Consider the following 19,240-nt stretch of genomic DNA (forward strand, 5'->3'; position numbering starts at 1 on the left):
CGAGCAGCAGCAGGTCCGGCCCGGCCAGCATCAGGCCGGCCAGCCGCAGTCGGGTCAGTTCGCCGCCGCTGAGGGTTTGGGTAGGCCGGTCCAGATCGAGACCGGACAAACCCACCGACGCCAGCATGGGCGCGATCCGGCTCTCCAGCGTCCAGTCCGCGCGCTCAAGGTCATCGTCCTCGGCCTCGCCCGCCAGCACCCGGTCGATGACGGCCATGGCGTGCCCGACGCCGAGGGTCTCGGCCACCCGCTCACCCGATGCGGGGTCATGCCGTTGATGCAGGACGCCGACCGCCCCCATCTGCGTCACCGCGCCCTCGGCGGGCGCTGTCTCGCCCGCGATCAGGCGCAGCAGTGTGGACTTGCCCGCGCCGTTCCGACCGACCACGCCGGTGCGCTCCCGCCCGAAGGCGAGGGTCAGATTTTGGAAAAGGGTGCAGTCGTCAGGAGTTCGGGCGGCGACGCTGTTGAGCGTTACGAATGCGAACGGGGACGGGTTTCGGCTTGGGCTGGAGAGCGACATAGGCGAGCACGAGCAGCGGCAGGGAAAGGGCGATACCGATTTCCAGCGTGCTGATCATGTTCGTCGGGCCTCCAAGGATTGCTCGAAGATCGAAACATGGTCGGGGATGGTGCGGTGCGCAAGCCTTTTCCACGGTGGCGCTGTTCACCGCCGCGTGAGAGGGTCGCCATGGGAGAACCCGCCATGATCCGTATTGCCGCCGTCGCCATCGCCTCGACCGCTCTCGTCGCCGGTTGCGCCAGTACGCCCGACGCGGCGCCGGCGGCCCCCGACTATGCCGAGATCGCGACCACCCCCGCGCCGGTGAACGCCCGCTTCTATGTCGACTGCTTCTCCCAGGCCATCGAGGCCGGCCTGTATCGCCGGGCGGCGGACGAAGGCGAAGAGCTGCTGTTGTTCACCTGCACCGGAGTCCCGGCGCAGGCCCTGTTCACGGCGCTTGGCCCGTGGAGCGCGAAGATCGGCTCGGAGTGGCGCGCCGAGGGACGGGTCTGGCGCTCGACGGCGAGGGTCCAGCGCAATCTGATCGGGACCGACTATTGCTCCGCAACGCCGGACGATCGCGACGCCCGCTGCGTCATCACCTTCAACGCCGGGGACTTCCTCGATCAATAGGCTGACGCGCCTGTCCGGGCGGCATGTATCGCGCTCCCGACATCACCACCGTCCTCCAGGGAGCCGCCCCCCGGGAGGCCGCCCCACAGGCGACGCCCGATGAGCGATCAAGGGCCTGCCGCCACCGTGCTGTCAGCAGGCTGGCCAACCGGCCATCTAGTTCCTATAATGTTCTTGCTGATTTCAGCGAACCAGCCCCCATATTGCAGCGTTGCGCCGGACCCGTCCGGCCCCTCCCGCGTTCTCCGGATTCCATGACCGAAAAGCACAACTTCATCCGCGTGCGCGGCGCGCGTGAGCACAATCTCAAGGGCGTGGACGTGGACATCCCGCGTGAGAAGCTGGTGGTGCTGACCGGTCTGTCGGGGTCGGGCAAGTCGTCGCTGGCGTTCGACACCATCTATGCAGAGGGGCAGCGGCGGTATGTCGAGTCGCTCAGCGCCTACGCCCGCCAGTTCCTGGAGTTGATGGGCAAGCCCGATGTGGACCTGATCGAGGGCCTGTCGCCGGCCATCTCGATCGAACAGAAGACCACGTCCAAGAACCCGCGCTCCACCGTCGGCACGGTGACGGAGATTCACGACTACATGCGTCTGCTCTGGGCGCGGGTCGGCGTGCCCTATTCACCGGCGACCGGCCTGCCGATCGAGAGCCAGACCGTCTCCATGATGGTCGACAAGCTGACAGCCCTGCCCGACGGCGAGCGCATCCTGCTGCTGGCCCCCGTCGTTCGCGGGCGGAAGGGCGAGTACAGGAAGGAGATCGCCGAGTGGCAGCGTCAGGGCTTCCAGCGGCTGAAGATCGACGGCCAGTTCTATGCGATCGAGGACGCCCCGACGCTGGACAAGAAGTTCAAGCACGACATCGACATCGTGGTGGACCGGATCGTCACCAAGGAAGGTCTGGAAGGCCGCTACGCCGACAGCCTGCAGACCGCCCTGGGTCTGGCCGACGGCATCGCCGTGGCCGAATGGGCGTCGGTGGCGGAGGGCGAGACCGAGCCGCGCCGCATCACGTTTTCGGAGAAGTTCGCCTGCCCCGTCTCCGGCTTCACCATCTCGGAGATCGAGCCCCGGCTGTTCTCGTTCAACAACCCCTTCGGCGCCTGTCCGGTGTGCGACGGCCTGGGGGTCAAGCTGGCCTTCGACGCCGATCTGGTGATCCCCGACCGCGACAAGAGCCTGCACAAGGGGGCTGTCGCGCCCTGGTCGCGAGGCCCGTCGCCCCTCTACACCCAGACCCTGCAGGCGCTGGCGCTTCACTATGGCTTCTCGATGGACAAGCCGTGGCGCGAGCTGCCGCAGAAGGCCCAGGACGTGATCCTGCGCGGCTCGGGCTCGGACAAGATCAAGTTCGTCTACGACGACAACGCCCGCAAATACGAGACGGTGAAGACCTTTGAGGGCGTCCTGCCCAACCTCGAACGTCGCTGGCGCGAGACCGACAGCGCCTGGGTGCGCGAGGAGCTGGGCAGGTATCAGTCCGAGACGCCCTGCGACGCCTGCCACGGCAAGCGGCTCAAGCCCGAGGCTCTGGCGGTCAAGGTCGATGGGTCGGACATCTCCGAGATCAATTTCCTGTCGATCTCCAAGGCCTATCTCTGGATCTCGACGCTGGAAGAGCGACTGACCGCCAAGCAGCTGGAGATCGGCCGCCGCATCCTGAAGGAGATCGGCGACCGGCTGCGGTTCCTGAACAACGTCGGTCTGGACTACCTCAGCCTCGCGCGCAGTTCCGGCACCCTGTCGGGCGGCGAGAGCCAACGCATCCGTCTGGCGTCGCAGATCGGTTCGGGCCTGACGGGCGTCCTCTATGTGCTGGACGAGCCGCCGATCGGCCTGCACCAGCGCGACAACACCCGGCTGCTGGAAAGTTTGATGGGGCTGCGCGACCTCGGCAACTCGGTGCTGGTGGTCGAGCATGACGAGGAGGCCATCACAACGGCCGACTATGTCATCGACATGGGCCCGGCCGCCGGCGTCCACGGCGGAACCATCTGCGCCGAGGGCACGCCGCAAGAGGTCATGGCCAATCCCAACTCCCTGACCGGCAAATACCTGACCGGCGAGCGCGAGATCGAACTGCCGCCCGAGGGTCGCCGCCCGGTCAACCGCAAGAAGATCCTCAAGGTGTCCGGCGCCACCGGAAACAATCTGAAGAACGTGACCGGCGAGATTCCGGTCGGACTGTTCACCTGCATCACCGGGGTGTCGGGGGGCGGCAAGTCGACCTTCACGATCGAGACCCTCTACAAGGCCGCCGCGCGTCGCCTGAACAATGCGTCCGACGCCCCCGCCCCCTTCGACCGGATCGAGGGGCTGGAGCATTTCGACAAGGTCATCGACATCGACCAGTCGCCCATCGGCCGCACCCCGCGCTCGAACCCCGCCACCTACACCGGCGCCTTCGGCCCGATCCGCGACTGGTATGCGGGCCTGCCGGAGTCCAAGGCGCGTGGCTACGGTCCCGGCCGGTTCAGCTTCAACGTCAAGGGCGGGCGCTGCGAGGCCTGTCAGGGCGACGGCCTGATCAAGATCGAGATGCACTTCCTGCCAGACGTCTACGTCACTTGCGACGTCTGCAAGGGCAAGCGCTACAATCGCGAGACGCTGGAAATCGTCTTCAAGGGCAAGAGCATATCCGATGTTCTGGACATGACGGTTGAAGAGGCCGCGCGCTTCTTCACCGCCGTGCCCTCGATCCGGGACAAGATGCTGACGCTGGAGCGGGTGGGCCTGGGCTATATCCAGGTGGGCCAGTCCGCGACAACCCTGTCGGGCGGCGAGGCCCAGCGGGTCAAGCTGTCGAAGGAGCTGTCGAAACGGGCGACCGGCAAGACCCTCTACATCCTCGACGAACCGACCACCGGCCTCCACTTCGAGGACACGAGGAAGCTGCTGGAGGTGCTTCAGGAACTGGTCGAGACCGGCAACACCATCGTGGTCATCGAGCACAATCTGGATGTCATCAAGGTCGCCGACTATCTGCTCGACTTCGGGCCGGAGGGCGGCGACGGCGGCGGCGAGATCGTCGCGGTCGGCACACCGGAACAGGTCGCGGCCAACTCCGCCAGCTGGACCGGCAAATACCTCAAGGAGGTGCTGGACCGGCACGAGACGCGCCGCAAGACGCGTGTCGCCGCCCTGACGTCCGGGGCCGACGTGAAGCCGAGAAAGAAGGCGAAGACGTCAGCCTAGCTCAAGGTCTCCCCACCGCTGAACGCATCCCTGTCAGCCACGCCTACCGGCGCCCCGTCGGCCAGTTGCCGCGCCGCGCTGGTCAGGGCCCCGGCCGTGAAGGCGATGGCCCAACCGGCGAACAGGGTCAGGGGCAGGAAAGCCAGGGCGATCCAGCCCACCATGGGCTCGACCACGGCCAGGATGTCGCCGACGGTCTGGGGCTCGCCGGGCCATTCCGCGCCCGAGGCGAAGAAGCCGCCGATCAGGATCGCCGCGACGATCCCGCCCACGACCACATAGACCAGCATATAGATCAGCCAGATCGCCAGGTTCAGGGCCATGAGCTTCAGCGTCTGGCCGCGGCCCATGCGCCAGGCCTCGACAAAGGCGAACTCCCCCAGCACCACCGACGCCGGCGCCAGCAGACAGACCCTTGACCAGATCGCCAGAAGTCCGACCAGCCCGATCAGGACCATGGCGAACACCCCGATCACCAGGGCCATTTCACCTACGGCGTAGAGCACAGCCCCCACGGCCACGCCGAGCAGGGCCACGATGAAGATCAGGATGTAGAGCCCCACGATAATGGCCACCATCATCACCGCCACCCGCAGCTCGTCCATACCCAACCGCATGAAGAACCATTTGTCGGGCCGCCCGATATTCAGCGTCGCGCGCATGGCGGCGGTCCAGATGACCAGGCTCAGGGCGATCTGGACGAGGCTCAACAGGTTCATCACCCCCGACAGCGGCCCGATCGAGGCGGCCATCCGAGATTCAAACGCCTGCGGATCGCTGCCCGGCGTCAGGGGGAAGGCCTCGAACATCGGCCACATCAGGGCGTAGGTCGCGGCGGTGAACCCCATCAGCAGACCGCCCCAGACCAGGACCGCTAGCGGATGTCGGACCGGCAGCCGCAGACCGGCCGTCAGCGCCTGTCCGATCGAGAATCGCGCACCGTTCATCGTCTACCCCTCTTCCCGTCCCAGTCTGCGCCAGGCCGCCCCCAGAAATCCAGCCGTCAACGGCGTCTGCACCAGCATCAGCAGCGCCGCCCCGACGGCCCCGGCCGCGACCCCGCTCCACCCGGCCGCGAAGGTCACGACCATCCACAACAGAGCCGGCGCCGCAGAGGCCGCCAGACCCGCCAACAGGGGGATCATCGCCCCGTTCGTCAGCCCTGTCGTCGCCAGCGACGCCATCCGCCCCCAGACCGCCGTGGCCTGGGCGTAGAGGCTGAGCCGCACCAGAAAGACCACGGGCGTCGCCACCACGACCAAGGCCACCCCGCCCAACAGGACCAGCTTCCAGAGCGGCCCGACCTGGGCCCAGTCCCGCGCCTCGATGGCCCCGGCGTCCAACCCCGACGCCCCGAACAGGGCGAGAGCCGTCAGGCCCAGCAAGGACAGGATGATGCTCATGAACAGGACGATCAAAAGGGTCGCGCCCAGCAGCCGGAACTCCAGCCGCCTGAGCTGGAAACCGCCGCGGCCCAGACCCCGTTCTCGCGCACCCTCCAGCCCGAACAAGCCGATCCGCGTGACGGCGCCGAAGGCCGCCAGCGCCCCGACGGCCGCCGCCAGGCCAACCACACCTCCGGCCCACCCCGCCAGCCAGCCGGACGCCGACAACAGGACGGTGGTCAGGATCAACGCGGGCCCCGCGCCGCGCATCATCTGCGGCATCGCCCGAACGGCCTCGACCAAGGCGGCGCCCAGCGGCAGGCCGCCGCGCGCCCCGTTCTGTCCAGCCTGCATCGCCGTCTGCGTCATCCGTCATCCCTGATCTTCGCCGCCGCTATAGCGCGCGTTCCTCCGTCCTGTCGCCTGCTGCCGGCTGACGACGGCTGACGCGGCGGCTCCGGCCCGCTAGAAGGCGCCCATGACCGACACCCCGACCTCCCCCTCCCCCGTCCATGTCATCGGCGGCGGCCTCGCCGGCTCGGAAGCCGCATGGCAGATCGCCAATGCGGGCGTCCCCGTCATCCTGCACGAGATGCGCGGCGTCCCCGGCGTGAAGACCGACGCCCACCACACCGACGGCCTGGCGGAACTGGTCTGCTCCAACTCCTTCCGGTCCGACGACTGGGAATACAACGCCGTCGGCCTGCTGCACGCCGAGATGCGAGCGCTCGACTCTATCATCATGGCCTGCGGCGACCTGAATCAGGTCCCGGCTGGCGGCGCCCTGGCCGTGGACCGCGACGGCTTCTCCCAGGCGGTGACGGCGCGGCTGGAGGCCCACCCCCTCGTCACCATCGTTCGCGAGGAGATCGCCGGTCTGCCGCCCGCCGAATGGGACAACGTCATCGTCGCCACCGGCCCCCTGACCTCCCCGGCCCTGGCCGAGGCGATCCTGAAGGCGACGGGCGAGGAGAGTCTGTCCTTCTTCGACGCCATCGCCCCCATCGTCCACGCCGACTCCATCGACTTCGACATCGCCTGGCGCCAGTCGCGCTATGACAAGGAAGGCCCGGGCGGAGACGCCGCCGCCTACGTCAACTGCCCGATGAACAAGGCCGAATACGACGCCTTCATCGACGCCCTGCTGTCGGGGCCGAAAGCCGAGTTCAAGGACTGGGAGAACGTCCCCTATTTCGACGGCTGCCTGCCGATCGAGGTCATGGCCGAACGCGGTCGCGAGACCCTGCGCCACGGCCCGATGAAGCCCGTCGGCCTGACCAACCCGCGCGACCCTCTGGTCAAGGCCCACGCGATCGTCCAGCTGCGTCAGGACAATGCCCTGGGCACCCTGTTCAACATCGTCGGCTTCCAGACCAAGTTGAAGCACGGCGCCCAGGCCGAGGTTTTCCGCATGATCCCCGGCCTGCAGAACGCCCAGTTCGCGCGTCTGGGCGGCCTGCACCGCAACACCTTCCTCAATTCGCCCAAGCTGCTGGACAAGCAACTGCGGCTGAAGGCTATCCCGGCCCTGCGCTTCGCGGGTCAGGTGACGGGTGTCGAAGGCTATGTCGAGAGCGCCGCCATGGGCCTGCTGACCGGCCGCCTCGCCGCCGCCCAGGCATTGGGGCGCGATCTGGCGCCGCCCCCGCCCGAGACGGCCATGGGCGCCCTGGTCGAACACATCACCGGCGGCCACATGGAGGGCTCCAAGTTCCAGCCGATGAACATCAACTACGGCCTGCTGCCCCCACTGGAGGCGCCCAGGGTCGACGAAGACGGCAAGAAGATCCCCAACAAGGACCGCGGCCGCGCCAAGAAGCGGCTGATGAGCCTCCGGGGTCTGGCGGCGCTGAAGGCCTGGCGGGACGCGGCATGAGCCACGATATCCGCCCGGCCGATCTGGACCACGCCTCAGTCCAGGCCCTGCTCGACCTTCATTTTCGGGGAATGCACGCCAACTCGCCGCCGGGGACGGCCTTCGTGCTCGACCTGTCCGGCCTGCGTCATCCGGACATCTCGGTATGGACGATCTGGCGTGACGACGAGGCTGTCAGCGTCGGCGCCCTTCGTCGTCTGGCTGCGGATCACGGCGAGATCAAATCCATGCGCACCCGACCGGACATGGCGGGTCGAGGTCTGGGCGCCGCCATGCTGGCTCACATTATCGCCGAGGCCAGGCGCCGCGGCATGAGCCGGCTAAGCCTTGAGACCGGCGCGGGAGACGCCTTTGAACCGGCCCTGCGGCTCTATCGCAGCCGGGGCTTCGTCGATGGCCCCCCTTTCGGCGACTACCAGCCCGGCGACTTCAACCAGTTTCTGCATCTGACTCTCTGAAGCCATGGCCAGCCACCCGGTCAAACGCCTGATCCGCCAGAGGATCAACGAGATCTTCAACGACTACGACCGGGGTGAGCGCCCGGCCCTGCGGCGCGCCGACGCCCTGTTCCCACCCGACAGCGTCGCCTGGCGGGTCAATGGCGACATCGTCACCATGATGATCGGCGGCGTGTCGGGCCTGCTGCTCCAGATGCTGCATCCGGCGGTGCTGGCGGGAGTCTGGGATCACTCCGACTTCCGCGCCGACATGCACGGCCGCCTGCGCCGGACGGCCAAGTTCATCGCCGTGACCACCTATGATCATGCGACGGCCGGTCAGGCGGCGATCGACAAGGTGCGGTCGATCCACGACAAACTGAGCGGCGAAACCGCCGATGGCGTCCCCTACCGCGTCAGCGACCCGGCCCTGCTGGCCTGGGTGCATGTGACGGAGATCACCAGCTTCCTCGACGCCTGGGTGCGCTATGGCCAGCCGGGCATGTCGGCGGCGGATCAGGACGCCTATGTCGACGAGATGGCCCGCATCGGCCTGGCTCTCGGCGCCGATCCCGTGCCGCGCGACCGGGCCTCGGCCGAGGCCCTGATCCAGTCGATGCGCCCGCAACTCAAGGCGGACGCCCGCACGCGCGAGGTCGCCGCCCTGGTCATGCGCCAGAAGGTCGGCGGCCTGGCCGAGGATTTCGCGGCCGGTCTGATCATGCAGGCCGGCGCGGACCTACTGCCCGACTGGGCGCGAGAGATGCACGGCCTAGCCTCCGCCTCGCCGCTGGCAAAAGGCGGCGCCCGCGCGATGCAGCGCACGTTGGACTGGGTCTATACCGGCTCGCCCAACCGGCGGGTCTGGCCGGACGACGTGAAGGTCTGGCCCGACACGCGGTGACCAACCCCTCCCGAATCTGACGAGCCGCCGCTGCGACCTTGTCGTCCGGCCGGACCTGGGCGAGCGTTGCGGCATGAAACGCATCCTGTCCGCAGCGGCCCTCGCCGCCCCGCTCATGGTCTCGCTGGCCGTATCGGCCGCCGCCCAGACCGCGCCCGCCCGGCCGTCCCGAGTCCAGCCCCCCGCTGCACCGCCCCGACCGGTCGTCACCCCGCCGCCCGGTCTACGGATCACCTCGGTGAAGACCTGCGGCTACCGCTCCGGCTCGCGGACCCTGGTCTTTCCGCAGAGGTACAGCAGCGCCGAGGGCCGATACACGGCCTATGTCGAGCACCGGGAGCGGCCCGCCGACTGGGCCTCACTAGGCTTCTCCGACGCGCGCGGGCGGCCCTGGTACGTCAACAATGAAGAGATCGCGTTCCGGGGCGCCCGTTACACCAAGTACGGCCTGCCGCGCGTGCCCTCGACCACCGACATCGTCTTCGCCGGCGAGCATGACGGCCAGGCCATCGTCACGGAAATGGGGGTGACGGATGCCGAGGTCATCTATGTCATGGTCAACGGCCTGGAGTGCGAGTTCCAGCCCTATCAAAGGGTCAGCCGGCCCTGATCTCAGATCCGGCCGGTGAGCACCGCCCGGATCAGCCTCAGCCGCTTGCCGCCTTCGCCCTGAGCCGGGTTCAGCAGGGCCGCGTGCGCGACCGCAGGAAAGGCCGCTGTCGGCAGGCCTTTCAGCCCGCGGTTCGCCTCGGCGCGCATCGCCCGCGCCTCCTCGAACCGCCCGACCTGGGCCAGGCCGCGCATCCGCCCGGCGGCGACGACCCTGTCCTCATGCCCCGGTCCCGCGAGCAGCCGCACCGCCGACTGCATGGGCCCGACATAGAAGGCGTCCAGATCGTGGGGCTCGCTATGGATCCGGCCGATATGGGCCTCGATCAGGGCGTCGAACGGGGCGCGCTCCAGCCCATGCCGCGCCACGACGCCGGTCAGGGCCTCCAGCACCGGATGGCCCTTGCGCGGCATGCCGGCGAAGACTCCATCCAGTTGCTCCGACCACCAGACGTAGCGCATCTCGGCCAGCATAGGCTGGGTGACGCGCGTCGGTATGGCCATCAGCTCGGCCTCGAACGCATAGAGGGCGATCAGGTCAGCGCGAACGCCCGCATCGGCCACGAAGCGGCTGGACAGCCAGCGGTCGAGATCGGCGGCGCGAACCTGGGCGTCGAGATCAGCCTCGGCCATGGCCCCTTACGGCCGCGAGGCCATGCCCAGCTTGATCGGCTTGGCATCGTCCTCGACCTGACCACGCTTGACGCCCCACAGCAGGATGATCGGCGCCCCGACATAGATCGAGGAATAGGTGCCGATGATGATGCCGAACATAAGAGCGATGGAGAAGCCGAACAGGGCCTCTCCGCCGAAGACCGCCAGGGCCGCCAGCACCATGACGGCGGTGACGCCGGTGATGATCGTGCGGCTCAGGGTTTCGTTCTGCGACAGGTCGATCACTTCGCGCAGGGGCATGGTCTTGTACTTGCGCAGGTTCTCGCGAAGGCGGTCGAACACCACGACCGTGTCGTTCATCGAATAGCCGATGACGGTCAGGATGGCGGCGACCATATTGAGGCTGAACTCCAGACGCATCAGGACGATCAGGCCGAAGGTCAGGATCACGTCGTGCAGCAGGCCGACCACGGCGCCGAAGCCGAATTGGGGCTCGAACCGGAACCAGATGTAGGCGAACATCAGCACGACCGCGAGGCCGAGCGCCATCAGTCCGGATGTGAAGAGTTCACCGGAAACCTTTGAACCCACGACGCTGACGCCGGAATAGGCGACCTGGCCGACGGCGCCGTCGATGGCGGCCTCGACCTGCTGGACCACCTGGGTCTGGTCACGGCCCTCGGGCACCTGGAAGCGAACGATGGCGGTGGAGCCGTCGGCGGCGTTGGTGTCGCGCCGCGCAATGCCCTGGACCTGGACGTCGCCCAGACCCAGGCCGCCGACGGCGCCCCGGACCCGTTCCAGCTCGATCACCTGCCCTGCGGGCTTGGCGACCTCCATGGAGGCGCCGCCCCGGAAGTCGATGCCCATGTTCAGGCCGGGGTAGAAGCAGCCGACGATGGAGGCCACGCACAGCACGACCGACAGGATGCCGGCCAGGCGGGCGTACTTGACGAAGTGGAAGTTCGTCTTCTGGGGCAGGATCTTGATAAGGGGCCAACCACGCATCGTCTTACACCTTGGCCGAGTTGTTGAGCGGCGCGTCCGCGATGGGCAGCACCTTGGGCCTGGCGGTCTTCAGCCACCAGCCGAGCAGGACCTGCGAGACCAGCACCGCCGAGAACATCGAGGTGAAGACCCCGATGGTGAGGGTCCAGGCGAAGCCGCGCACAGGGCCGGCGCCGAAGGCGAACATGATGCCCGCCGCCACCAGGGTCGTCAGGTTGGCGTCGATGATGGTGCCCATGGCCTTGTTGAACCCGGCGTCCATTGAGGCGATGACCGATCGTCCGGCCCGCGCCTCGTCCCGCATCCGCTCATAGATCAGCACGTTGGCGTCCACGGCCACGGCGAAGGTCAGTACCAAACCCGCGATGCCGGGCAACGTCAAACTGGCCTGGGTCAGGGACATGGCGGCGATGATCAGCAGGCCGTTCAGCAGCAGGCCGATCACAGACACCCCGCCGAACAGGAAGCCATAGGCCAGGATCATGAAGACCACGATGATGGCGAAGCCGATGGCCGTGGAAAGGGCGCCCGCCTTGACCGCGTCGGCGCCCAGTTCGGCGGTGACGACGCGGCGTTCCTCGACCTTCAGCGGCGCCGGCAGGGCCCCGCCGTTCAGCAGGTTCACCATTTCCGAGGCCTGGGCGATGGTAAAGCCGCCGGTGATCTGGCCCTGACCGCTGGGGATGGTGCCGATGATGTTCGGCGCCGAGATGACCTTGCCGTCCAGGATGATGGCGAACCGCTTGCCGATGTTCTCGGCCGAGGTCGCCTCGGCGAAGCGCCGCGCGCCGACCCCGTCGAAACGGAAGTCGATGGCGGGACGACCGTTCTGGTCGGAGCCCACGCCGGCGCGGGTCAGTTGCTCGCCGGAGACCATGACGCGGCGCTTGATCAGCAGGGGCGTCACGCCGTCCGTGTCGAGGTAGAGCTGGGAATCCGGCGGCACCCTGCCCTGAAGGGCCAGTTGCGTCAGCTGCGGATCCGACTCGACCATCTGGAAGGTCAGCTGGGCCGTCTGGCCGATGACGCGTTCCAGCTGGGCCGGATCGCTCTCACCGGGCGCCTGGACCACGATCCGGTCCGAGCCCTGGCGGGTGATGGAGGGTTCGCGCGTGCCCAGGCTGTCGATCCGGCGGCGCACCACCTCGATCGACTGATCGACGGCGGTCGCGCCCATGCTGTCCAGAGCCGCCTGGGTATAGGCGAAGCGGACGCGATCATTGCCGACGCGGGTGGCCTGACGTTCCTGCACGCCCTGCTGGTTCGGACCGCCTGCGAGCAGACGCAGGGCCTCGAAGGCCGCGTTCTGCTGGCCGGGATCGGCCAAGGCCACCACGACGCCGCCCGGCTCACGCTGCAGGCTGTTCAGATTGATCCGCGTCTCGCGCATCGTCACCCGGACGTCCTCGACCAGGTTGTCGATCCGCTTGGTCCGCATGGCCGGCACATCGACCTCGAGCAGCAGATAGGAGCCGCCCTGAAGGTCCAGGCCCAGGTTCAGGGCGCTCTTGGGCACCCATCCGGGCAGCTTGGCCCGCATTTCGGGCGACAGGGCGTTCGGATAGGCGAACAGCAGCCCGAGCACGAGCGACAGGGCCAGAACGACGATCTTCCAGCGCGACAGCTGAACCATGATGTGGTGTCCGTGACGACCTATCCCGCGAGGGGATCAGGCCTTCGAATCGTTGGCGGCGATGGCGGTGCGGTTCCGCACCTCGGCGATGGTCGACTTGACGACGCGGACGTTGACGCTCGGGGCGATCTCGACGTTGACCTCGGCCTCCTCGACGCGGGTCACCTTGCCGATCATGCCGGACGACAGGACAACCGTATCGCCGCGCTTGACGGCCTGGATCATCAGGCGATGCGCCTTCTGGGCCTTCTGCTGCGGACGGATCAGAAGAAAATAGCCGAGCAGGATAATCGGCAGAAAGAAGACGATCTGGCCGAAAGGGCCAGCCAGGAACTGTTCCATGGTCACTCCAACGCGGGCCGGCCGCGTCGGGCGCCCTTTGAAAACGAGGCGCGGAACCTAGTTCTCGTCGTCCCGATTTGCAACGCGGCGAATGCGCTACCTCGGCAACACTGTCAGGGGATCGACCGGCGTGGCGTTGTCGCCCTGCATGCGGCGGGTCTCGAAATGGATCGAGGGGCGGCCGTCGCCCGCCGTCAGTCCGACCGTGCCTATCTGTTGACCGGCCCGCACCTCGTCGCCGTCGTCGACCGTGGTGGAGCCCAGATGACTGTAGACCGTGCGCCAGCCTTCACGGTGCATAATCAGCACCGTCAGACCCGCCCCGGGGATGGCGTCGCCGACATAGGCCACACGCCCGGCCCCGGCCGCCACGACGGAGGCGCCCGCCGAGGCGCCGATGTTGATGCCTTGGTTGCGCTCACCCAGACCGACCGGTCCGAACCGGCGCAGGATGTCGCCCCGCACGGGCCACTGGAAGGTCGGAGCGCCCGATGCGGACCCCGCCGACGGAGCGGGCGTCGTCGCGCGCGGGGTCTGGGGTAGTGCGGCCGGGGGCGCGATGATCGGGGCAGCAGGCCGGGACGCGATCGGAGGCGGCGGGGGCGGCGGGATCTGGGGCGAGGTCGGGCGCGGCGGCGGCGCCTCGGCGGTCGACACCGGGACCGGCGCGGGCCCAGTGGCATAGGGGTCCGAACCGATGTCCGTCGCCGTCGTCGGCAGCAGGATCGACTGTCCGGCCCGGATCGTCCCCTGCGGCCCCAGGGCGTTCAGGTCGATCAGGGTCTGGACCGGCGTGCGGAACCGCCGCCCGACGCCCGAGATCGTGTCCCCGGGCTGGATCACATAGCGCGACCCCGCCACGGCGGACGACGACGGCGCGGCCGGCCTCGCTCCGGAAGCGACAGGCGCGGGTAAGGCCGGGGCCGGCGACGTCTGGCTCGGCGCGGGGCTGTAGGGCGAACTCGGCGACGGCAGGGCCCCGCCCTCGATGCTGCCGATCGGCGCGGTCAGGGGCGGCGGGGATTCCACCGGTGCGGGCGGTTCGCTCGGATAGGTCGGCTGGGTCGGATAGGCGGGCTGGCTAGCATAGGGCCCGGGCGACACGCCGTCCGCGCGCGTCGAATAGCGGGGCTCGGTCGGATAAGATGAACAGGCCGCCGCCGTCAGCGCCGCGCCCGCGATCAGAACGCCTCGAATCCAATATCCCGCCACGCGCGATCTCCTCTGCCTCATCCGCCCCCCCCAACAGGCGAGGTTTGCCCCCTCCGGCCCGTCAAGCCAACCGAAATGAGGTTAACAACGGAAACGTCAGGGGATCGGCGCGCCCGTCACCCCTCCTTGGCGGTGCCTTCGACCAGCGGCACGAACCGCACCTCGCACAGGCTTTCGCGGCGGAAGCTGCCGTCGGCTTGGCCGGTGTAGCGGTGCAGCATCTGCACCGAGGACCGCCCCACCGGCGCGACCAGAACCCCGCCCGGCTTCAACTGTTTCAGCAGCCCCGTCGGCTCGCCCGGAGAGGCGGCGGTGACCATGATCCGGTCGAAGGGCGCCTGCTGCGGCCAGCCCAGGCCGCCGTCGGAATGCTGGGTGATGACATTGTCGATCTGCAGAAGCCGCAGTTTGGCCTCGGCCTCCACCAGCAGGCTGCGATAGCGTTCGACGGAATAGACATAGCGGGCCAGTCGGCTGAGCACCGCGCACTGATAGCCGCTGCCGGTGCCGATCTCCAGCACCCGGTGGCGCGGCTGGACGTCCAGCGCCTGGGTCATCAGGCCGACGATATAGGGCTGGCTGATCGTCTGGGCGCAGTCGATCGGCAGGGCCTGATCCTCCCACGCCTGATCCAGAAAGCGCTCATGCACGAAGACGGCGCGGTCGATCGATTCCATCGCCGCCAGCACGCGCGGGTCGGTGACCCCCTGCTGCCGCAGCGACAGGATCAACCGCCCGGCCCGGTCGTCGTGCAGGTTCATATCGCTTCCCTTCTCCCCCCGTGGGAGAAGGTGGCTCGCGGAGCGAGACGGATGAGGGGGCTGCCGGACACGGACTCAAGCGTCGATATGAGGGGGTGCTGAACCAGCCCCGTCATCCGGCCCTGACGGGCCACCTTCTCCCACAAGGGGAGAAGGATCATGAACAGACGCCTCACGCCACCACCGCCTTGGGCGGCGCCCCGCCCAGCACCTTCTTCAGGTCGTGGACGCTGGGCCTATGGGTCAGGTCGATATGCAGGGGCGTGACCGAGATCTTGCCGTCGTCCATGGCCCGCAGGTCGGTGCCGGGGGCGTGGTCCTGCTTCTCACCCCGGAACGACATCCAGTAGTAGTCGCGGCCGCGCAGGTCGGTGCGGCGTACGGCGTGCATCTCGCCGATCTGGCGGAAGCCCTGGGTGGTGACCTCGACTTCGGTCACCTGTTCCGGCGGACGGGCCGGGAAGTTGAGGTTCATCACCACGCCGCGCTCCCAGTCCTGGGCCAGCAAGCGGCTGATGATCGGCGGGGCGTAGGTCTCGGCCGTTTCCCAATGCGCGGTCACCTCGTCGTGGAACCGCTCCAGGCTCTGGCTCAGGGCGATGGACCGCACCCCGAACGCCATGCCCTGCAAGGCCCCCGCCACCGTGCCGGAATAGGAACAGTCCTCACCGACATTATGCCCGCGATTGACCCCCGACAGCACCAGATCGGGTTTGCCCGGCATCAGGTCGCCGAACGCCAAGACGACACAGTCCGTCGGCGTCCCCGTCACCGAGAACCGTTTTTCGCCAAGACGATTGACCCGCAACGGCTCGGTCAGGGTGATGCCCCTGCCCTTGCCCGACTGCTCCACCGCCGGCGCCACGATCCAGACGTCGTCCGACAGGGCCCGCGCGATGGTCTCCAGCGCAGTCAGGCCCTCGGCGTCGACGCCGTCGTCGTTGGTGAGGAGGATTCGCATGGGCGACTTGTCCCCCACCGATGCGCCGGGCTCAAGGCATGATCTGTGAATCTACATTCCTCCCCCATCGGGGGAGGAATAAGCCTTACCTCAACACCCGCACCGCCGTGGCCTCGATCACATAGTCGCTGCGGCACTGGTTGGTGATCAGGCTGCCGTCGTGGTTGATCGAGGTGCGGTCGCCCTTGCTGGCCCAGGCCACGGCGCGGCCGGTGAACTCGACCTTGGTCCCGCTCAGGTCGCGCGCGGCGTCCTGGGCGTTCTGCGGCAGGGCGCCGGAGACGCAGGGCCTGGCGAAGCGGTCGCGCAGCTGGCGCTGGTCCTGGAACAGCTGGAACTCGCCGCCCGTGACCCGCACCCAGCCGGTGAAGGTCGTGGCGGCCGGGTCGAAGCCCGGAACCGCCCGGGTGTCGGCGGCCGTGGCGCAACCGGCGATCAGGGCGGCGGCGGCTGTGATGATGGCGAATGATTTCATGACACTCTCTCTTCCGCTCATCCCGGCGAAAGCCGGGACCCAGTCCTTTGGGCGCTCTGGCATGAGGACCTCGGCCGAGATTTCGAGCCCACCCACCAACGCCTCTCGAAACGGCAACGCCTCACGAAAGCACTGGGTCCCGGCTTTCGCCGGGATGAGCGGAATTTGATCTCAGCCGACGAACTCCAGTCCGCCCATATAGGGCTTCAACGCCTCGGGGACGACGATCCGTCCCTGATCGTCCTGATAGTTCTCCATGATCGCGACAAGCGTGCGACCGACGGCCAGGCCCGAGCCGTTCAAGGTGTGGACGAACTCGGTCTTCCTCTCGCCCGCGCGCTTGAACCGGGCGTCCATGCGCCGCGCCTGGAAGTCCCCGCAGTTGGAGCAGGAGCTGATCTCGCGATAGGTCCCCTGCGACGGCAGCCAGACCTCCAGGTCATAGGTCTTGGTCGCCGAGAACCCCATGTCGCCCTTGCACAGCAGCACCTTGCGATAGGGCAGCTTCAGCGCCTGCAGCACCGCCTCGGCGCAGCCGGTCATCCGCTCGTGCTCGGCGGCGGAGTCCTCCGGCCGGGTGATGGAGACCATCTCGACCTTGTGGAACTGGTGTTGGCGGATCAGCCCGCGCGTATCCCGCCCCGCCGACCCCGCCTCGGCCCGGAAACAGGGCGTCAGGGCGGTCATGCGGATCGGCGTCGCGATCTCGTCCTCAGGCAGGACCTGCTCGCGCACGAGGTTGGTCAAGGAGACCTCGGCGGTGGGGATGAGGTAGCGGCGCTCATCTACATATTCGGCTTCAAGAGCAGCGAGAAACCAATCCCTAGATTGGGTGACCGCGTCGAACTCGAAAACGCCGAACGGACTTCCGATAAATTCGTTCTTGGGCGGCGCTCCCACGTTGTTCCAATCGACGAGACCGACAGTGCTCGTTGCGAAAAACAGGTCGTCAGCGAACTTCGGCAACTGCCCGGTGCCGAACATTGCTTCTTTTCGCACCAATAATGGCGGGTTCACCTCCAGATAGCCGTGCTGATCCGTCTGCATGTCCAGCATGAACTGGCCGACGGCCCGCTCCAGCCGGGCCAGCTGGCCCTTCAGCACCGCGAACCGCGCGCCCGACATCCGCGCCGCCGCCTCGAAGTCCAGCAGGCCCAGCGCCTCGCCCAGGTCGGCGTGATCCTTGGCGGGGCCGGTCGTGCGGGGCGCGCCCCATTTCAGCACTTCGACGTTCTCGGCTTCGTCTGCGCCGTCCGGCACGTCGGCGGCGGCCAGGTTCTGCTGCTTGGCCAGCAGGTCGCGCAGGCGTCCGCCCACGTCCTTCTCGACGGCGTCGGCCTCGGCGATCGCCCCCTTCAGCGCCTCGACCTCGGCCTTCAGCCGGTCGGCCTCGGCCATGTCCTTCTTCGCCATCGCGGCGCCGATCAGCTTGGACGCCGCATTCCGCTTCGCCAGCGCATCCTGCCCCGCCGTCTGGGCCGCGCGCAGTTCGCCGTCCAGCTTCAGGATCTCGGCGACCAGCGCCTCCGCCCCCTCCACCCCGCGCGACGACCAGCCGGCGACATAGGCGGCGGGGTTCTCGCGAATGGCTTTGATGTCGTGCATGGACGAGTCTCTTTGGGCGGGATCTTCAGGCGGGTCGGAAAGGCCGGAGCCTTAGCGTCCCGTGGGGCATGGGGCAACGACAACACCTTCCTTCTCCCCTTGTGGGAGAAGGTGGCCCGGAGGGCCGGATGAGGGGTATGCGTCATCGAACACGGTATCGACGGTCACAGCCCGTTCGCTGAACCACCCCCTCATCCGTCTCGCTCCGCGAGCCACTTTCTCCCACGAGGGGAGAAGGAAGCCGGGTCAGCCCCCGATCTGTCCGAAATCGGCCACCCGGCCCATCACGTTGCGCACCTGCCCCAGCAGTTTCAGCCGGTTGTCCCGCTCGGCGGCCACGTCGGAGTTGACCATCACCCCGGTGAAGAAGGCGTCCACCGGCGCGCGCAGGCGGGCCAGGGCCGTCATGGCGGCGGCGAAGTCCTCTGTCTCCAGCGCGGCGTCCACGGCGGTCGCGGCGGCGGCGGCGGCGAAGGCCAGTTCGGTCTCCTCGGCCGGCTGGCCCGGCAGGCCGGTCTCGACCATGCCCTCGGGCAGAGGCCCCTTCTTCTCCTCGGCCTTGAGGATGTTCGACGCCCGCTTGTAGCCCGCCAGCAGATTGGCCCCGTCGTCGGTGGCCAGGAAGGCGTCCAGCGCCTCCACCCGCCGCACGATCCGCACAAGGTCGTCGTCACCCACACCAAACACGGCGCGAACGAGGTCGTGCCGCTGTCCTTGATCGCGAAGCGAAACAATAAGGCGGTCCACAAAGAATTCGCGCACGCCGACAATCGTGTCGTCTCGGCTGGCGTCGACTCCTACCAGGTCAAATGCTTTGCCCAGTAGGCTCCACCAGTGGGGGCGCACCCCATTGTCCAGCACCAGCCGGATCACTCCCAACGCCGCTCGCCTGAGCGCGAACGGGTCCTTCGACCCCGTGGGCTTTTCGTCGATGGCGAAGAAGCCGACCAGGGTGTCCAGCTTGTCGGCCAGGGCCACCGCCACCGTCACCGGGTCGGTCGGGACCGTGTCGTTCGGCCCTTGCGGCTTGTAGTGGTCGCGGACGGCGTCGGCGATGCGGTCTCTGGAGCCCTCCCCCTTGA

Annotated in this window: 20 protein-coding genes; 6 read left to right on the plus strand and 14 right to left on the minus strand. The window is 68.0% G+C overall.

Annotation, left to right across the window (positions count from 1 at the left end):
- The coding region (locus tag ACT6QK_RS11760) for an ATP-binding cassette domain-containing protein (protein WP_444598012.1) at positions 1 to 388 on the minus strand (388 nt) is incomplete at its 3' end.
- 55 nt (positions 389 to 443) lie between these two features.
- The gene (locus ACT6QK_RS11765; protein WP_444598013.1) at positions 444 to 581 is read right to left on the minus strand and encodes a hypothetical protein; all 138 of its coding nucleotides are present in this window, start codon (positions 579 to 581) and stop codon (positions 444 to 446) included.
- A gap of 125 nt (positions 582 to 706) precedes the next feature.
- Here ACT6QK_RS11765 and ACT6QK_RS11770 point away from each other — a divergent pair, with 125 nt between their 5' ends.
- Both ACT6QK_RS11770 and uvrA read left to right on the plus strand, forming a co-directional pair.
- On the plus strand, positions 707 to 1,138 hold the full coding sequence (locus tag ACT6QK_RS11770; protein ID WP_444598014.1) for a hypothetical protein: 432 nt from the start codon (positions 707 to 709) through the stop codon (positions 1,136 to 1,138).
- A 254-nt stretch (positions 1,139 to 1,392) separates the two neighbouring features.
- Positions 1,393 to 4,335 carry an excinuclease ABC subunit UvrA gene (gene uvrA, locus ACT6QK_RS11775; RefSeq protein ID WP_444598015.1) on the plus strand — a complete coding sequence of 981 codons (2,943 nt, stop codon included), beginning with the start codon at positions 1,393 to 1,395 and terminating at the stop codon, positions 4,333 to 4,335.
- On the opposite strand, the gene ACT6QK_RS11780 is transcribed toward uvrA, so the two are convergent.
- Both ACT6QK_RS11780 and ACT6QK_RS11785 read right to left on the minus strand, forming a co-directional pair.
- A complete protein-coding gene (locus tag ACT6QK_RS11780; protein ID WP_444598016.1) occupies positions 4,332 to 5,282 on the minus strand; it encodes a hypothetical protein in 951 nt (316 codons plus the stop codon). The genes uvrA and ACT6QK_RS11780 overlap by 4 nt on opposite strands.
- A 3-nt stretch (positions 5,283 to 5,285) precedes the next feature.
- A complete protein-coding gene (locus ACT6QK_RS11785) occupies positions 5,286 to 6,089 on the minus strand; it encodes a hypothetical protein (protein WP_444598017.1) in 804 nt (267 codons plus the stop codon).
- 109 nt (positions 6,090 to 6,198) lie between these two features.
- Between ACT6QK_RS11785 and trmFO the strand changes: the two genes are divergently transcribed.
- From trmFO to ACT6QK_RS11805, 4 genes are all read left to right on the plus strand, one after another.
- On the plus strand, positions 6,199 to 7,596 hold the full coding sequence (gene trmFO, locus ACT6QK_RS11790; RefSeq protein WP_444598018.1) for a methylenetetrahydrofolate--tRNA-(uracil(54)-C(5))-methyltransferase (FADH(2)-oxidizing) TrmFO: 1,398 nt from the start codon (positions 6,199 to 6,201) through the stop codon (positions 7,594 to 7,596).
- Positions 7,593 to 8,054, plus strand: coding sequence for a GNAT family N-acetyltransferase (locus ACT6QK_RS11795; protein ID WP_444598019.1), 462 nt, complete (start codon positions 7,593 to 7,595; stop codon positions 8,052 to 8,054). Before trmFO ends, ACT6QK_RS11795 begins: the two co-directional genes overlap by 4 nt.
- A 4-nt stretch (positions 8,055 to 8,058) precedes the next feature.
- On the plus strand, positions 8,059 to 8,937 hold the full coding sequence (locus tag ACT6QK_RS11800) for an oxygenase MpaB family protein (protein ID WP_444598020.1): 879 nt from the start codon (positions 8,059 to 8,061) through the stop codon (positions 8,935 to 8,937).
- A 73-nt stretch (positions 8,938 to 9,010) separates the two neighbouring features.
- Positions 9,011 to 9,547 carry a hypothetical protein gene (locus ACT6QK_RS11805; RefSeq protein WP_444598021.1) on the plus strand — a complete coding sequence of 179 codons (537 nt, stop codon included), beginning with the start codon at positions 9,011 to 9,013 and terminating at the stop codon, positions 9,545 to 9,547.
- A 2-nt stretch (positions 9,548 to 9,549) separates the two neighbouring features.
- Here the strand turns inward: ACT6QK_RS11805 and ACT6QK_RS11810 are convergent, their stop codons facing one another.
- From ACT6QK_RS11810 to ACT6QK_RS11855, 10 genes are all read right to left on the minus strand, one after another.
- Complete coding sequence (locus tag ACT6QK_RS11810; protein ID WP_444598022.1) at positions 9,550 to 10,179, minus strand: squalene/phytoene synthase family protein; 630 nt, start codon at positions 10,177 to 10,179, stop codon at positions 9,550 to 9,552.
- Between the two features lie 6 nt (positions 10,180 to 10,185).
- Positions 10,186 to 11,169: a protein translocase subunit SecF gene (gene secF / locus ACT6QK_RS11815; RefSeq protein ID WP_444598023.1), complete on the minus strand. Its 984-nt coding sequence runs from the start codon at positions 11,167 to 11,169 to the stop codon at positions 10,186 to 10,188.
- 4 nt (positions 11,170 to 11,173) lie between these two features.
- Positions 11,174 to 12,802: a protein translocase subunit SecD gene (gene secD / locus ACT6QK_RS11820; RefSeq protein ID WP_444598024.1), complete on the minus strand. Its 1,629-nt coding sequence runs from the start codon at positions 12,800 to 12,802 to the stop codon at positions 11,174 to 11,176.
- 36 nt (positions 12,803 to 12,838) lie between these two features.
- Positions 12,839 to 13,144, minus strand: coding sequence for a preprotein translocase subunit YajC (gene yajC, locus ACT6QK_RS11825; protein WP_444598025.1), 306 nt, complete (start codon positions 13,142 to 13,144; stop codon positions 12,839 to 12,841).
- 96 nt (positions 13,145 to 13,240) lie between these two features.
- Entirely contained in the window at positions 13,241 to 14,356 is a 1,116-nt protein-coding gene (locus ACT6QK_RS11830; protein WP_444598026.1) for a peptidoglycan DD-metalloendopeptidase family protein, read from the minus strand.
- A 116-nt stretch (positions 14,357 to 14,472) separates the two neighbouring features.
- Positions 14,473 to 15,117, minus strand: coding sequence for a protein-L-isoaspartate(D-aspartate) O-methyltransferase (locus ACT6QK_RS11835; RefSeq protein WP_444598027.1), 645 nt, complete (start codon positions 15,115 to 15,117; stop codon positions 14,473 to 14,475).
- A gap of 172 nt (positions 15,118 to 15,289) precedes the next feature.
- Positions 15,290 to 16,078: a 5'/3'-nucleotidase SurE gene (surE, locus tag ACT6QK_RS11840; RefSeq protein WP_444598028.1), complete on the minus strand. Its 789-nt coding sequence runs from the start codon at positions 16,076 to 16,078 to the stop codon at positions 15,290 to 15,292.
- A gap of 85 nt (positions 16,079 to 16,163) precedes the next feature.
- Entirely contained in the window at positions 16,164 to 16,553 is a 390-nt protein-coding gene (locus ACT6QK_RS11845; protein ID WP_444598029.1) for a hypothetical protein, read from the minus strand.
- 171 nt (positions 16,554 to 16,724) lie between these two features.
- Positions 16,725 to 18,158 carry a serine--tRNA ligase gene (serS, locus tag ACT6QK_RS11850; protein ID WP_444598030.1) on the minus strand — a complete coding sequence of 478 codons (1,434 nt, stop codon included), beginning with the start codon at positions 18,156 to 18,158 and terminating at the stop codon, positions 16,725 to 16,727.
- 246 nt (positions 18,159 to 18,404) lie between these two features.
- The coding region (locus ACT6QK_RS11855; RefSeq protein ID WP_444598031.1) for a glycine--tRNA ligase subunit beta at positions 18,405 to 19,240 on the minus strand (836 nt) is incomplete at its 5' end.

Origin of the sequence: Brevundimonas sp. (assembly GCF_052436175.1) — a bacterium.
In the GTDB taxonomy this organism is placed as follows: Bacteria; Pseudomonadota; Alphaproteobacteria; order Caulobacterales; family Caulobacteraceae; genus Brevundimonas.